The sequence below is a fragment of the Pseudomonas vanderleydeniana genome, assembly GCF_014268755.2.
Taxonomy (GTDB): Bacteria; Pseudomonadota; Gammaproteobacteria; order Pseudomonadales; family Pseudomonadaceae; genus Aquipseudomonas; species Aquipseudomonas vanderleydeniana.
The window spans coordinates 2,216,922-2,231,109 of sequence record NZ_CP077093.1 but is presented as its reverse complement, the minus strand read 5'-3'; the positions used below and the strand labels follow the sequence as shown (position 1 = coordinate 2,231,109).

At 64.1% G+C, this 14,188-nt stretch carries 14 protein-coding genes; 9 read left to right on the top strand and 5 right to left on the bottom strand.

Features of this window, described 5'->3' with window-relative positions; all coding sequences use genetic code 11:
* From HU752_RS10080 to HU752_RS10070, 3 genes are all read left to right on the top strand, one after another.
* Nucleotides 1-1,425, top strand: coding sequence for a lipid II flippase MurJ (locus HU752_RS10080; RefSeq protein WP_186681831.1), 1,425 nt, complete (start codon nucleotides 1-3; stop codon nucleotides 1,423-1,425).
* 3 nt (nucleotides 1,426-1,428) lie between these two features.
* Entirely contained in the window at nucleotides 1,429-2,355 is a 927-nt protein-coding gene (locus HU752_RS10075; protein ID WP_186681833.1) for a glycosyltransferase family 2 protein, read from the top strand.
* 287 nt (nucleotides 2,356-2,642) lie between these two features.
* Complete coding sequence (locus tag HU752_RS10070; RefSeq protein ID WP_186681835.1) at nucleotides 2,643-2,837, top strand: hypothetical protein; 195 nt, start codon at nucleotides 2,643-2,645, stop codon at nucleotides 2,835-2,837.
* A 54-nt stretch (nucleotides 2,838-2,891) separates the two neighbouring features.
* Here the strand turns inward: HU752_RS10070 and recR are convergent, their stop codons facing one another.
* The 3 genes from recR to dnaX all read right to left on the bottom strand — a co-directional run bounded on the left by recR (nucleotide 2,892) and on the right by dnaX (nucleotide 6,160).
* On the bottom strand, nucleotides 2,892-3,494 hold the full coding sequence (gene recR, locus HU752_RS10065; protein WP_186681836.1) for a recombination mediator RecR: 603 nt from the start codon (nucleotides 3,492-3,494) through the stop codon (nucleotides 2,892-2,894).
* A gap of 134 nt (nucleotides 3,495-3,628) precedes the next feature.
* Nucleotides 3,629-3,967 carry a YbaB/EbfC family nucleoid-associated protein gene (locus HU752_RS10060; RefSeq protein ID WP_186681838.1) on the bottom strand — a complete coding sequence of 113 codons (339 nt, stop codon included), beginning with the start codon at nucleotides 3,965-3,967 and terminating at the stop codon, nucleotides 3,629-3,631.
* A 63-nt stretch (nucleotides 3,968-4,030) separates the two neighbouring features.
* Entirely contained in the window at nucleotides 4,031-6,160 is a 2,130-nt protein-coding gene (gene dnaX, locus HU752_RS10055; protein ID WP_186681840.1) for a DNA polymerase III subunit gamma/tau, read from the bottom strand.
* Between the two features lie 148 nt (nucleotides 6,161-6,308).
* On the opposite strand from dnaX, the gene HU752_RS10050 reads away from it, so the two are divergent.
* Complete coding sequence (locus HU752_RS10050; RefSeq protein ID WP_186681843.1) at nucleotides 6,309-7,058, top strand: substrate-binding periplasmic protein; 750 nt, start codon at nucleotides 6,309-6,311, stop codon at nucleotides 7,056-7,058.
* Nucleotide 7,059: 1 nt separating this feature from the next.
* On the opposite strand, the gene HU752_RS10045 is transcribed toward HU752_RS10050, so the two are convergent.
* Nucleotides 7,060-8,757, bottom strand: a complete 1,698-nt coding sequence (locus tag HU752_RS10045) for a putative bifunctional diguanylate cyclase/phosphodiesterase (protein WP_186681844.1) — start codon at nucleotides 8,755-8,757, stop codon at nucleotides 7,060-7,062.
* A 424-nt stretch (nucleotides 8,758-9,181) separates the two neighbouring features.
* On the opposite strand from HU752_RS10045, the gene HU752_RS10040 reads away from it, so the two are divergent.
* Nucleotides 9,182-9,496 (top strand): helix-turn-helix domain-containing protein, encoded by a 315-nt coding sequence (locus HU752_RS10040; protein WP_026145589.1) that lies wholly within the window; start codon nucleotides 9,182-9,184, stop codon nucleotides 9,494-9,496.
* A 6-nt stretch (nucleotides 9,497-9,502) separates the two neighbouring features.
* Here the strand turns inward: HU752_RS10040 and HU752_RS10035 are convergent, their stop codons facing one another.
* Nucleotides 9,503-10,480, bottom strand: coding sequence for a DMT family transporter (locus HU752_RS10035; RefSeq protein WP_186681846.1), 978 nt, complete (start codon nucleotides 10,478-10,480; stop codon nucleotides 9,503-9,505).
* A 106-nt stretch (nucleotides 10,481-10,586) separates the two neighbouring features.
* On the opposite strand from HU752_RS10035, the gene HU752_RS10030 reads away from it, so the two are divergent.
* From HU752_RS10030 to HU752_RS10015, 4 genes are all read left to right on the top strand, one after another.
* Nucleotides 10,587-11,462, top strand: coding sequence for a LysR family transcriptional regulator (locus HU752_RS10030; protein WP_186681848.1), 876 nt, complete (start codon nucleotides 10,587-10,589; stop codon nucleotides 11,460-11,462).
* An 84-nt stretch (nucleotides 11,463-11,546) separates the two neighbouring features.
* Nucleotides 11,547-12,455: a DUF2167 domain-containing protein gene (locus HU752_RS10025; protein ID WP_186681850.1), complete on the top strand. Its 909-nt coding sequence runs from the start codon at nucleotides 11,547-11,549 to the stop codon at nucleotides 12,453-12,455.
* Between the two features lie 226 nt (nucleotides 12,456-12,681).
* Nucleotides 12,682-13,227, top strand: coding sequence for a kinase inhibitor (locus HU752_RS10020; RefSeq protein WP_186681852.1), 546 nt, complete (start codon nucleotides 12,682-12,684; stop codon nucleotides 13,225-13,227).
* 2 nt (nucleotides 13,228-13,229) lie between these two features.
* A complete protein-coding gene (locus HU752_RS10015) occupies nucleotides 13,230-14,051 on the top strand; it encodes a helix-turn-helix transcriptional regulator (protein ID WP_186681854.1) in 822 nt (273 codons plus the stop codon).
* The last annotated feature ends 137 nt before the right edge of the window (nucleotides 14,052-14,188 follow it).

Genomic DNA, 14,188 nt, shown 5'->3' with positions numbered 1-14,188 from the left:
ATGTTCGGATCGACCCTCTGGCTGACCCTGGCGACCCTGACCGGCCTGGCCGCCGGTTTCGCGCGCGAATGGCTATTGGTCGCCGCCTGGGGCGCCGGTGGGCGCAGCGACAGCTTCCTGGTCGCGCTGTTCCTGCCGGAAGCCCTGCGCATGGCGCTGGCAGCCGGCCTGCTCAGCGCGGCGGCGCTGCCGCTCTATCAGCAACGCTCGGCCAACGACCAGGCCAACTGGCTCGGCGCCCTGGCGCCGCGCCTGCTGCTCTGTGGCCTGTTGCTGGGCGGCCTGCTGAGCCTCGGTGCACCGTTGTGGGTGCGGCTGATCGGCCCGGGGCTCGACAGCCAGGGTTATCAACTGGCCGGTGACAGCCTGCACTGGCTGGCCTGGTGCGCGCCGGGCTTCATTCTCCATGCGCTGTTCTGCGTGCCGCTACAGGCACGGTCACGGTTCGTCCTGGCCGGGCTCGGCTCGCTGCTGTTCAACCTGCCGCCCGTGCTGTACCTGGCCCTGCTGCGTCACGCCGCGACGCCTACCGGCCTGGCCAGTGCCTGTGTGCTCGGCAGCCTGCTGATGCCGACGGTGCTGCTGCCCTCGCTCTGTCGCAGCGGCTGGAAGCCCTGGCAAATGGCGCAAGCACCGGGGGCAGGACGCGAACTGCTCAAGCAGATCGGGCCGCTGCTCAGCAGCAACCTGGCCAGCCAGGGCCTGGCCCTGCTGGAACGGATGGTCGCCTCCCTGCTGGGTGAAGGCGCAGTCACCTGGATCAACCTGGCACGCAAGCTGATCAACCTGCCACTGATCGCCCTGATGAGCCTGAACCAGGTACTGCTCGGCCTGATGAGCGGCAGCGCCGGCAACGAGCGCCTGTCCCTGCTGCGCAAGGGCCTGGCCAGCGCCACCCTGCTGACGCTGCCAGCGGTTGCCGGGCTGATCGGCGCCGCCACCGCACTGGTCAGCCTGCTGCTGCCCAACCAGGCCGCCGACAGCCCGCTGCCGGAGCTGCTGGCGTGGTTCTCCGTACCGCTGATGTTCGGTGCCTGGAACGCCCTGCTCGCACGCTACGCCTATGCCGCCGGCGACACGCGCATGCCGCTCAACTGCGAACTGGCCGGCAGCCTGCTCAATGCCCTGCTGCTGGCAGTGCTGCCGCACTTCCTGGGCCTGGTCGGCATTGCCCTGGCGGCCGTCTGCGGGGTGATCCTCACCGGCCTGCTGCTGATGCGTCGCCAGCAACTGCTGGCTGAAGTCCCCTGGCGCAGCCACTGGCTGCTCGGACTCGGCGTAATGATCCTGGCCGCCCTGGTGCTGCATCCCCTCTCGGGCACCTGGCTGCAACTGGGGCTGAGCACGCTCTACAGCCTGGTGCTGCTGATCGCCCTGGCCTGCTGGCTGCGCCCCTGGCGGCCGACGACAATTCCTGGAGGCTGAACCATGTCGACCCTCAAAGTGGCCTGCGTGATCCCAACCTACAACGGTCGCCGGGATCTCGAGCGCCTGCTCGACTCCCTCGACCGCCAGACCGCGGTGTTCGATACCCTGGTCGTCGATTCCAGCTCCAGCGACGGCACCTTCGAGCTGGCCGAGTCCCGCTGCCCCAATGTCCTGCGCATCGACAGCAGGGACTTCAACCATGGCGGCACCCGGCAGATGATGGTCGAACGGCACCCGGAGTATGACGTCTACGTCTTCATGACCCAGGATGCCTACCTGGAAGATCCCGAGGCGCTGGCCAATATCGCCTGGCCATTTACCGACACCCGTATCGGCGCGGTCTGCGGCCGGCAGTTGGCGCACCTGGACGCCAGTCCGCTGGCCGAACACGCCCGGCTGTTCAACTACCCGCCCACCTCGCAGGTCAAGAGCCTGGAGGACGCGCCGCGCCTGGGCATCAAGACCGCCTTCGCCTCCAACTCGTTCTGTGCCTACCGCCGCGAGGCGCTGATGCAGGTCGGCGGCTTCCCACAACATGTGATCCTCTCGGAAGACATGTACGTGGCCGCGAAGATGTTGATGGCCGGCTGGAAAGTCGCCTACGAGGGCAGCGCCTGCTGCCGGCACTCCCACAACTACACACTCTGGGAAGAGTTTCGCCGCTACTTCGATATCGGCGTGTTCCATGCCCGCGAACCCTGGATTCGCCAGACGTTCGGCGGTGCAGGCGGCGAAGGCCTGCGCTATGTGTTGTCCGAACTGAAGTTTCTCGGCGCCAAGCGGCTGTCGGCCTGGCCCGGCTCATTCCTGCGCAACGCAGTGAAGTTGTTCGCCTACAAGCTCAGCCAGCAGGAACGGCACCTGCCCAGGGCCTTGAAGAAGCGCCTGGGCATGTACAAGCGCTACTGGGACAGTCCTTACGCCTGAGCAGGCGAACCTCCAGTGTCGGTGACTTTTCCTATAGGTCTTGGGGAATCGCCTCAATTGACCCGCCAGCCAAATAGAGCGAGTTTTTGAGGTGTCTTTTATCCGGGCAATGACGCCCGGCACCAGGACCTTCGAGGACGAGCAATCACATGGAAGTCGAGTTCAAACGCTATGCCACATCGCATCTGCACCCCGCCGGGAAATGGCCGGACAATCATGAGCCGTTGCGGCCATGCCCCCCACCGACCGCCTCGGCCAAGCCGAACGACCCCACTGGAGGCAACCTCATGGAACCTCGCATCACCGAATTGGAAACCCGCTTCGAGTACATCCACCGCGACCTCGGCGAAGTACGCAGCGATGTGAAATCCATCCGCGCACGCCTCGCCTACATGGCCGGCGGGGCGACAATCGTCGGCACGCTGGTGGCCTGGGTCGCCAACACCCGCCTGGAGCAGATCGTGCTGCTGCTGACGTCCTGAAGCACCGGCAGGTCAAGCGGGCCAGGCGCCCCACCAACGGGACGCCGGCAACAGCTACAGGCTGATCGGCTTGCGCCCGGCAAACGAATGCGCGAGGGTTCCGCCGTCCACCAGCTCCAGCTCACCGCCAAGCGGTACGCCATGGGCGATACGCGAGGTGACCAGGCCTTTGTTGGTGAGCAATTGGGCAATGTAGTGCGCGGTGGCTTCACCCTCGACCGTCGGGTTGGTGGCCAGGATGACTTCGGTGAAACTGCCCTGCTCCTCGATACGAGCCAGCAGTTGTGGAATACCAATGGCCTCCGGCCCCAGGCCGTCGAGTGGCGACAGGTGCCCCTTGAGCACGAAGTAGCGGCCGCGATAACCGGTCTGCTCCACCGCGTAGACATCCATCGGCCCTTCGACCACGCACAACAGGCTGTCGTCGCGCCGAGGGTCGGCACACTGCGGGCACAGGTCGTCCTCGGTCAGGGTGCGGCACTGGCGGCAGTGCCCGACCCCGTCCATGGCCTGGGCCAACGCCTGGGCCAGGCGCGAGCCGCCGCTGCGATCACGCTCCAGCAGCTGCAGGGCCATGCGCTGGGCGGTTTTCTGGCCGACCCCGGGCAATACCCGAAAGGCGTCGATCAGTTGGCGAATCAGGGGGCTGAAGCTCATGGGCGATAGGTCCGACAAAACTGCGAGAGGCGGTTTATACCCGCGGCTCCGGCCAGCGTCAAATACGCGGGCAGCAAACCCCGGAAACGACAATGCCAGGCGTCAGGCCTGGCATTGTTGAACGGCAAGTTGCCTTAGAACGGCATCTTGAAGCCCGGTGGCAGCTGCATGCCAGCGGTCATGCCGGACATCTTGTCGGCGCTGTTGGCTTCGATCTTGCGCACGGCGTCGTTGACGGCGGCGGCAAACAGGTCTTCCAGTACTTCACGATCGTCATCGCTGACGCCTTCGAGCAGGCTTGGGTCGATGCTCACGCGCTTGACGTCATGACGGCCGGTCATGACCACGGTGACCATGTCGCCGCCAGCCTTGCCGGTGACTTCAGCGTTGGCCAGTTCTTCCTGCATCTTGGCCATTTTTTCCTGCATCTGCTGCGCCTGCTTCATCAGGCCGGCCATGCCACCCTTCATCATGGGAATCACCTCAAAGTTGCTTGGACAATGGATGCAAGGCTCGCGCCTCGCGTCCTTCAGTTATTAGCCCTGGGTCACCAGGGCATCGACAGGTTCAATAGTATCGTCACGGACCACCGCGCCGAACTGTTGCATCATTTGCTGGATGAACGGATCGGCATGAATCGAGGCAATGGCCTCGTTCTGCCGCTCGTGCCGACGGCGGGCCGCCGCCTGGGCCGGGGTCTCCTGCTCGGGCTTGATCAGCTCGATGTTCAGCTTCAGCGTCCGTCCATGGTACTGGTTCAGCGCTTCATTGAGGCGCCGCTGCTGGGTCGGGTTGAACAGCGCACTGTGGGCGGGGTCCAGGTGCAGCAGCCAGTCGTCACCGTTGACCGCGATCAGGGTGCAGTTGGCCGCGATGCTGCCGGTCATGCCGGATATCGGCAGTTTCGGGAACAGTTGCAACCATTCCAGCGCCAAGCCAGTAGCCGGTTGCGCCGCAGGCAGCGGCTCGGGCTCAGGTTGTGGCTCCAGCTCGGCGGCATGTTCGCTCGCCAGTTCATCCAGGTAACTGTAGGCCGAATCCATGTCCGGCTCGATGTAGTCTTCGTCCAGCGGCGGCTCGTCGTCGCGGTCGGGACCTGCCACGGTGCTGGCCATCTGGGCCGGGACCGAATCGGGGATCGGCGCAGCCGCCCATTCGGGAGCAGCCTGCACGCTGTTTTCGGGAGCCACCGGCGGCACCGGGGCCGGATGTTCGACGACAACCTGCGGCTCGCGCTCGGCCACGGGCTCGGGCTCGGGCTCGGGGGCCGTCGCCTGGCTCGGCACCTGGGCTGGCTCGTTCCAGGGCAGGTCGATTTCCTCGACTGCCGGGGCGGCCGGTTCGGGTTCAGTTGCGGGAGCCACTTCGGCAACCGGCTCAGGCGCGACCTCGACTGCGGGAGCCGGGGTGGGCTCCGGCGCAACAGGTGCTGCAACCGGCGCGGCAGGCACCTCGGCCACCGGGGCCACGGCTGCCGCTATCGGCGCGACAGTTGCCGGCCCCGCCACCTTGTTCGCGGAATCAACTGTGGCCTGGCTGATCCCCACTGGCTTTAGTGGCTGCCTGGGTGCGGCAGCACTGTCGGCCGGGCGGAAGGCAAGCATGCGCAACAGCACCATCTCGAAGCCGCCACGCGGGTCCGGCGCCAGCGGCAGGTCGCGTCGACCGATCAGGCCCATCTGGTAGTAGAACTGCACGTCCTCGGCCGGCAGCGCCTGGGCCAGGGCCAACACCCGGTCACGATCGCCATGGCCGTTATCGACGCCCTCCGGCAGCGCCTGGGCAATCGCCACACGATGCAGCACGTTGAGGATTTCCGAAAGCACGCCGTTCCAGTCCGGCCCCTGCTCGGCCAGATGGCGCACGGCTTCGAGCAGCGCCTTGGCGTCACCCTCGATCAACGCATGCAGCACGTCGTAGACCTGGCCATGGTCCAGCGTGCCGAGCATGGCCCGCACATCACTGGCCAGGACCTTGCCTTCGCCGAAGGCAATGGCCTGGTCGGTCAGGCTCATGGCGTCGCGCATCGAACCGTCGGCCGCACGCCCGAGCAGCCACAGGGCGTCGTCTTCGAACGGCACGTTCTCGACCCCGAGGACGTGGGTCAGATGCTCGACCACCCGCTCCGGGGTCATGTTCTTCAGGGAGAACTGCAGGCAGCGTGACAAAATCGTTGCCGGAAGTTTCTGCGGGTCGGTGGTCGCCAGGATGAACTTGACGTAGGGCGGCGGCTCTTCCAGGGTTTTCAGCAAGGCGTTGAACGAGTGGCTGGACAGCATGTGCACTTCGTCGATCAGGTAGACCTTGAAGCGCCCACGGCTCGGTGCGTACTGCACGTTATCCAGCAGCTCGCGGGTATCCTCGACCTTGGTGCGGCTCGCGGCGTCGATCTCGATCAGGTCGACGAAACGCCCTTCGTCGATCTCGCGGCACACCGAACAGCTGCCGCAAGGCGAGGAGGTGATACCGGTTTCGCAGTTCAGGCACTTGGCGATGATTCGCGCGATGGTGGTCTTGCCCACCCCGCGGGTACCGGTGAACAGGTAGGCGTGGTGCAGCCGCTGGCTGTCCAGAGCATTGATCAGCGCCTTGAGCACATGGGTCTGGCCGACCATTTCGCGGAACGAGCGCGGACGCCATTTACGTGCAAGAACCTGATAACTCATCGATAACCGTCGCATCTGGAAAGCGGAAGACCGCTAATGCTAGCGGAGCAGGGGCGAAATTGCATCCGGCGTGCTTCTCTAATCTGCCTGGGGCACAGTTTGTGGGACAATCCGCAGCCCGAACGTCGTACTCCCGAGGGAGAACCTGATGCGTCTAGTGTGGGGCGTCCTTGCGCTGATCACCGCCAACTGCTTCGCCGAACCCACGCCGCTGCGCTTCGCCGTGGCCGACAGCTGGGCGATGCCGCAGGTCCAGATCGAGAACGGCCAGCCGACCCAGGGCATTCTCTATGACCTGATGACCAGCCTGTCCCGACAGGTCGGAAAGCCCGCCGAGTTTCACGTGCTGGCACGGGCACGGGTACAGCTTGCCATGCAGCACGGCGATATCGACGTGAACTGCTATACCGCGCAGCCCTGGCTGCCGAACCAGCAGGCCGACTATATATGGAGTACACCCCTGCTGACCCAGCGCGACGTGCTGATCAGCAATGCCGCCTATCCGCTCCAGGCCGACCCGAGGGAACTGCCCCGGCAACTGATCGGTACGGTGCTGGGCTACACCTACCCGACCCTGCAACCGCTGTTCGACAACGGCCAGTTGGTACGCGACGATGCCCGCAACCAGGAACAGGTCCTGCAGAAGCTCGCCGCGGGTCGTTATCACTATGCCGTCAGCAACCAGTGGAACCTGGACCGTTTCAACCTCACGCTTCCCGAATCACAGCAACTGCGCGAAGTGGCGGTGCTGACGGAACAAGGGGTCGGCTGCGCGGTGCGCAACGACCCGGCTCTGCCGGTGCAACAGATCCTGCGAACACTGCTACGCATGAAGATGTCCGGTGAAGTCGACGCGATCATCGAGCGCTACACCGCAAACAGGCCGTCCCAGCAATAGCCTAGGGTGCGGGCAAGGCACGCCAGAGTGGCGAAGGGGCAAACGCCCGTACCCAACCGGGCACCTGCGTCGCCCCCATCGGCCGGGCAATGAACTGGCCCTGCGCCACGTCGCACCCCAGGCTCACCAGCAACTGACCCTGCTCGGCGGTCTCCAACCCCTCGGCTACCACCTCCCGGCCAAAGGCCCGGGCCAGGCCGATGATCGCGGTGGTCAGGGCCAGGTCGTCCTGGTCATGGAGAATGTCGCGAACGAAGGAAGGGTCGATCTTGATGGTCTCGGTCGGCAGGCGCTTGAGGTAGCTCAGGGACGAATAGCCGGTACCGAAGTCGTCCAGGGAAAACCGCACCCCCAGCGCCTGGCAGGCGTGCAGGCACTGGCTGACGCGCTGGATGTTCTCGATCGCCACCGACTCGACGATCTCCAGGTCCAGCATCCACGCAGGCACCTCGACATAGCGGGCCAGCAGCGAGCGCAACCGCGGGACAAAGTCCGCGCGCTGGAAGTGCCGGGCGGCGACATCCAGGCTGACCGGCCATTCGAACCCTGCCCGCAGCCAGTCGCGGATCTGCACCAGCACACGCTCGATCGCCCACTCGCCGATCTCGCCGATCACCTCCGTCTGCGCCACCAGCGGCAGGAACTCATGGGACTCGAGCAGGCCACGTTGCGGGCTCTGCCAACACACCTGTGCCTCGAAACCGACCACCTGGCCGCTGCGCAGGTTGACCTTGGGCTGATAGACCAGCCGCAGCTCGTCGGCCGCCAGGGCCTGGCGCAGCAATTCCACCGTCTGGTAGGTCGCCCTGATCTCCTGGTCCAGCGACACGTCGAACAGCTGGAAACGGTTGCGCCCACCCTGCTTGGCCATGTACATGGCCTGGTCCGCGTGGCGCAACAGGGTCTCGGCATCCTCATCATCTTCCGGGAACAGGGTCACGCCGATACTGGCATGGACATGCACCTCCTGCTGGTGGAGCGAGTACGGCGCCGCGAGAGCCCACAACACCCGTTGCAGCGCCGCACGCAGCTCCTGGCTATTGCGTACGTAACGCAGGATCAGCACGAACTCGTCGCCGGCCAGCCGCGCCACCACGTCCTCGCCGCGCATGACCCCGCGCAGCCGTGCCGCGACCTCCACCAGCAACGCATCGCCACTGGCATGGCCGTAGCTGTCGTTGATCGCCTTGAAGCCATCGAGGTCGAGCATGCACACCGCCAGCGGGATCTGCTCGCGCCGGGCGTACTCCAGCGACTGGTTCAACAGCTCGGAAAGAAAGGCCCGGTTGGGCAGGCCGGTCAGCACGTCATGGCCGACCCGCCACTGCAGGGTGTGCAGCAGACGCTGCTTTTCACTGACATCGAAACGGATCGACAGGTACTTGCGCACCCTTCCCGTCACCTCATCCAGCAACGGCACCATGGTGCTCTCGAGCCAGAACAGCGACCCGTCCTTGGCCCGGTTGCACACCTCGCCCTTCCACACCTGCCCGAGGGCCAGCGTGCGCCACATGTCGGTGAAGAATTCCGCCGGGTGAAAACCGGAATTGAGCAGGCGATGGTTCTGCCCCAGCAACTCCTCGCGGCTATAGCCGGAGATCGTGCAGAACGGTTCGTTGACGTAGGTGATGCGGCCGTTCAGATCCGTCTCGGAAAAAATGGCGGCTGCATCCACAACCTTGCGATACATCTCGTCCATGAGCTCAGTTCACCTGGGCAGTTACCGGTTGAACCGCTCGCGCAGGGCATCCGCCCCCGCAGAGACAAGCACCCGTTCGCCACGACAGTGCGCAATACCCGGCCCACGGCTGGGCCACGTCGCACTGTTCGGCAGAACTTCGACGAAGATCAACTAGAGTTAAACCGAGGTTGTCAGCAGATCGACGCATGGACCGCTGAAACCCGCGAAACAGACACCCGAAGGCCCGGTTCAGTGCTCGCGACATGAAGTTCAGGATGTCCTGCTTCATGAAGCCGCCACCTGAAACCCGATCAGCGAATACCTGTCCGATCCGTCGATTCTACGAATTGCATCACATTATGCAATAGAAGGTGATGAATCATGGTGTTGTCTAATGCAAAGATTTATCGTTAAGTTCTTGATTCTAAATGGGAATTGAGCGATGGAAATTTCAAGTTTGGGTATGGCCATTAGACGCTATCGCAAGGTAGCGGGGCTGACTCAGGCTGAACTTGGTGAGAGAACCGGTTTTGACCCCAAAACCATCAGCCGCTTCGAAACCGGCAGTTACACACCCAGCGTCGAAGCCCTGTTTCTGTTCGCTGATGTGCTCGGGGTAAAACTGAAAGTGTTTTTCGCGGATATGGGCGACGAGGATGAACAGCGTGCCTACCTGTTCGGCGTCATTCACAAAGCCCCCTCAAAGGACCTGGGAAAACTGATCGCCGCGGTCGATCTCGCCTTGTCCAAGCCCTGAATCACCTCACTTCAGGTCCGCCCCACGGGGCTGGACCTGGGGCGCGAGCACCTTCGAATCGGGCCCATGGGGACTTCCCCTGCTGGAACCGGCATCGCCGCCAGAAACCGCACCAGCACGTCCCTCGAGATGCAACGCCAGCACACTGCCCAGCACGACCGCGCCCCCCAGCAGCACCAGCGGCGACACCCCGACGCCCAGCACCAGCGCCGCCATGACGATCGCCACCGGCGGAATCAGGTACAGTGCAACCGCTGAGCGACTGACCGCCGAATGCGTCAGCACATAGGCCCAGGCCAGGTAGGCCAGGGCACTGGGAAAGATCCCCAGCACCAGTACCGCGACATTCACCCGCAGCGAAGCGCGGGTCACCGCCTGCTCCAGCCCCGGCAGGTAGACGCACAGCAGCAGCGTCCCGGCCCAGACCATGTAGCACACCGTGGTCAGCCCACTGTAGTGATGGGCGTAGTGCTTCTGCAGGGCGAAATAGATACTCCAGGACAGCGCCGCCAGCACGATCAGAAAACCCTGGGGATTGAACGTACCGATCCCGCGATCCCCCCAGATCACCAGCAGCACTCCGACGAACCCGGCGAACACCCCCAGCCAGCGCCAGCCGGTCACCGCTTCCTTGAGCCAGAAGTAGGCGATCAGCGTACTGAACAGCGGCGTCGACTGCGCCAATACGCTTCCCGCCCCCGGCGTGACCCACTGCTGGCCATAATTGATGCTGACGTGATGCAGGAAGATCGCGAAGAAGCCCAGCACGAACAGCCAAGGCAGGTCACGCAGGCGCGGCAAGGCAATCCCCTTGACCAGCGCCACCCCGGCCATGAACACCGAGGCGACCAGGAAACGCAGCAGGGCCAGGTGGCCCGGACTGTAGTGTTCCAGGCCGATATGGATACCGGTCGGCGAATAGGCCCAACAGAGAATCACCGAGGCGGTGGCGAGGGACACTTTTATCGAAGGCAGGGCTTTCACGGCAGGACGACATCCAAGATGATCTAGGGAGTGCACCCAGTCTTGAGCGGCCTGGCGTCCAGCACAATTGACGAATATTGAGACGAGAATTCACCGGGAGTGAATCATGGAACTGGCGCAAATGCGCATGGTGAAAGCGGTTGCCGAAACCGGCAGCATCGCCCTCGCCGCCCAACGGCTGCACTGCGTGCCCTCCAACATCACCACGCGCATCAAGCAACTGGAGGGCGAGCTGGGCACCGAACTGTTCGTACGTGCCGGGCGCGGCCTGAGCATCAGCCCGGCCGGGCAGATCTTCCTGGAATACTGCTCGAGGATTCTCGACCTGGTGGACGAAGCCAGGCGCGCCGTTGACGCCAACACCCGCCCTTCCGGCACCTTGCGCATCGGCGCCATCGAATCCTGCGCAACCGTGCACCTGCCGGCGCTGCTCGCCGAATATCACCGGACCTACCCCGAAGTCAGCCTGGAACTGATCACCGGCACCTGGACACAACTGATGGAGGATGTGCGCCAGCGCCGCCTCGACGGCGCGTTGGTGGCTGCCGAGATCCATCATCCGAAAATCGCCACGACCGCGCTGTACCGCGAGAACCTGGTACTGATCAGTGCCGCCGACAGCCCGCCAATCCACAACGCCCACGATCTGCTGGGACGCACCCTGATCATGTGGCCGAACGGCTGCCCCTATCGTGCCGCGCTGAAGAACTGGGTGCAGGAGCACGACCGCCACCCGCCAATCGCCAGCTACGGCAGTTGGGGCACGATCATCGGCAGCGTGAATGCCGGGGCCGGCGTGTCACTGGTGCCGGAGGGCATCCTGCGTCGCTTCGAACAATCCACGGGGCTGGCGACCTACCGTTTCGAGGAACTGACACCGGTGCAGAACAGCTTCATCTGGCACAGGGAAACCACCCGCCACCCGGCCCGCGAGGCCTTCGCCAAGCTGCTCCAGGAGCGTCTGGAGCTGCCCTCGCAGTAGCGCCCAAACATGGGATTCTGGCGATTGACCAGCTCTTTCGGTTATCCTGCGCGGCCAAATTAATTCAAATTGTAAGGGACTACGATGAAACACCTGCGCCAGTTGTTGGCGGCAGTGTTGCTCAGCGCAACCACTTTGCCCGCCATTGCCGCCAGCACTCCCGCGCCTGCGCCAACCGCCAGCGAACAACCGCACCAGAGCGCCGAACAGTGGCTGGCCACGCTCAAGCAACAGCACGGCAACATCACCCTGCCCGGCGGCATCGCCAGCCTGCAACTCAACAACGAGTTCTACTACCTGTCGCCGAGCGACACCGAGCGCCTGCTGACCGAGGCCTGGGGCAACCCCCCGGGGCACAAGACGCTCGGCATGATCATCCCGACCGCCGTCAGCCCACTGGCCGACAACGGCTGGGGCGTGATCATCAGCTACAAGAACGACGGCCACATTTCCGACGATGACGCAGCCAAGATCGACTACGCCGACCTGCTCAAGCAGATGAAGGCCGATGACGAGGAAGACAACAAGGAGCGTCGCAAGGAAGGCTACGCCGGCCTGACACTGCTGGGCTGGGCCGAACCACCGAGCTACGACCAGGCCACTCACAAGATGTACTGGGCGCGTGAGCTGAAGGCCGACGACGCCGACCAGACCACCCTGAACTACAGCATCCGCGTGCTGGGCCGCGAAGGTGTACTGGAGCTCAACGCCGTGGCGGCGATGGCCGACCTGCAGACCATCAAGCAGGAAACGCCGAAGATCCTCGCCTTCACCAACTTCACCGACGGCAACCGCTACGCCGACTACGATTCCAAGACCGACAAGCTGGCGCCGTACGGCCTGGCCGCTCTGGTCGCCGGCGGCATCGCCGCCAAGGCAGGCCTGTTCGCCAAGATCGGCGTTGCCCTGCTGGCGTTCAAGAAGTTCATCATCCTGGGCCTGGTGGCCATCGCCGGCTTCTTCGGCAAGCTGTTCAAGCGCAAGCAATCCTGACTCGGACCTGGCTCACCCTGACCGGGTGAGCCACCCTCCTCTCCTGTGGCGAGTGGGCTTGCCCACGTTCGACTGCACAGCAGTCGCAGGCCCAATCCACACTCACCCGCCATTTCATCCGTTCCCTACAGCTCGAGCGTTTCGGCACAACACCTGAGCACCCCGGCACAGTCCCCCTCCCCGCCACCCCATAGACTCGCCTTATCACCCAGAAGACGAGATCCCCATGAAAACCGCACTCTTCCTCGCAGCCCTCAGCTTGAGCGTTGCCGCCCAGGCAGCCGACCTCACCCTCACCAGCCACGACATCAGCGACGGCAAGCCGTTGAGCAGTCGCGAAGTGTTCCAGGGCTTTGGCTGCACTGGCGGCAACACCTCGCCGCAATTGTCCTGGCGGAACGCCCCGGCGGGCACCAAAAGCTTCGCCATCACCGCCTACGATCCAGATGCCCCGACCGGTAGCGGCTGGTGGCACTGGACTGTGGTCAATCTCCCCGCCTCCACCCATGAGCTGCCATCCGGCGCCGGCAGCACAGGCGGCCAGTTGCCTGCCGGTGCGATACAAGGGCGCACCGACTATGGCCAACCCGGTTTCGGCGGCGCCTGCCCGCCACCAGGTGACAAGCCGCATCGCTACCAATTCACCGTCTGGGCGTTGAAGGCGGATAAACTGCCGGTCGACGAACAATCCAGCGGTGCCATGGTGGGCTACATGCTCAATGCCAACACCCTGGGCAAGGCCACCCTCACCGCCACCTACGGACGCCCGTAACCATGAACGCACCTGCCGGCCCCCAGCATCGCGAAAGCCGCCTCGGCACCAGCGTGATCCAGGCCCGCCAGCCCCATGCGCTGCAACGGGTACCGATCTTCGTCACCACCCTGTGCCGGATCCGCCAGGGTGAGAAGCTGATGAGCTGGGACGACCGGCAGATGCGCGTGGGCTCCAGGCACCTGATCCTGCTGCCGGCCGGACGCGAAGTGGCGATCAACAACTACCCCGGTGTACAGGGCTATTACATCGCCGACACGGTGAGTTTTCCGACGCAGCTGCTGCGCGCTTTCAGCGCCCGCCATGGCCAGCAGATCAATGCCCTGCCGAACCCGATCGGCCCGCAGGAACTCTGCGTGCCGCTGGATCGACACACCACCCATGCCTGGGAGAGCCTGCTGCAGGCGATCAATAGCGACGCACCGGATGCCCTGCGCAGCCACTACGCGGAGGCCGTATTGCTGGCCCTGACACTGGGCGGCTGGGCGGGCCCGGTCCTGCTGGACCGTCGCGATCCACTGTGCGAACGCGTGCAGCAGATCGTCATGAGCGCTCCGGCACGGGACTGGACGGTGGCGGATGTCGCCGAGCGCCTGCACCTGGGCGCCTCGACCTTGCGCCGCCAACTGGCGAACGAGGACGACAGTTTCAGCAATATCCTGGAGAACGTCCGGTTGGGCATGGCGCTGCATTGGCTACAGACCACGCCAAGGCCGATTGGCGAAATTGCGGCGGCGAGCGGATATGCCTCGGCATCGCGCTTTGCAGTGCGGTTTCGCAAGCACTACGGGTTGTCACCGAGAGAGTTGCGAGCGGCGATTTAAATCCGGAAGTTTAAATAATGGCGCCAAAATAAAAACACACTCCATCAAACAACAGTGACTGCAATCAGCAGATCCAAACTTCAACTATCGACGAGTACTCGTTGATATTCTTTCCGACCAATGGTGACAAATAGCCA

Coding starts and splice junctions, on each gene's coding strand:
- HU752_RS10060 (WP_186681838.1), bottom strand. CDS start 3,967: ATGATGAAGGGTGGCATGGCCGGCCTGATGAAGCAGGCGCAGCAGATG.
- HU752_RS10025 (WP_186681850.1), top strand. CDS start 11,547: ATGAAACACCTGCGCCAGTTGTTGGCGGCAGTGTTGCTCAGCGCAACC.
- HU752_RS10040 (WP_026145589.1), top strand. CDS start 9,182: ATGGAAATTTCAAGTTTGGGTATGGCCATTAGACGCTATCGCAAGGTA.
- dnaX (WP_186681840.1), bottom strand. CDS start 6,160: ATGAGTTATCAGGTTCTTGCACGTAAATGGCGTCCGCGCTCGTTCCGC.
- HU752_RS10015 (WP_186681854.1), top strand. CDS start 13,230: ATGAACGCACCTGCCGGCCCCCAGCATCGCGAAAGCCGCCTCGGCACC.
- HU752_RS10075 (WP_186681833.1), top strand. CDS start 1,429: ATGTCGACCCTCAAAGTGGCCTGCGTGATCCCAACCTACAACGGTCGC.
- HU752_RS10050 (WP_186681843.1), top strand. CDS start 6,309: ATGCGTCTAGTGTGGGGCGTCCTTGCGCTGATCACCGCCAACTGCTTC.
- HU752_RS10070 (WP_186681835.1), top strand. CDS start 2,643: ATGGAACCTCGCATCACCGAATTGGAAACCCGCTTCGAGTACATCCAC.
- HU752_RS10030 (WP_186681848.1), top strand. CDS start 10,587: ATGGAACTGGCGCAAATGCGCATGGTGAAAGCGGTTGCCGAAACCGGC.
- recR (WP_186681836.1), bottom strand. CDS start 3,494: ATGAGCTTCAGCCCCCTGATTCGCCAACTGATCGACGCCTTTCGGGTA.
- HU752_RS10045 (WP_186681844.1), bottom strand. CDS start 8,757: ATGGACGAGATGTATCGCAAGGTTGTGGATGCAGCCGCCATTTTTTCC.
- HU752_RS10080 (WP_186681831.1), top strand. CDS start 1: ATGTTCGGATCGACCCTCTGGCTGACCCTGGCGACCCTGACCGGCCTG.
- HU752_RS10020 (WP_186681852.1), top strand. CDS start 12,682: ATGAAAACCGCACTCTTCCTCGCAGCCCTCAGCTTGAGCGTTGCCGCC.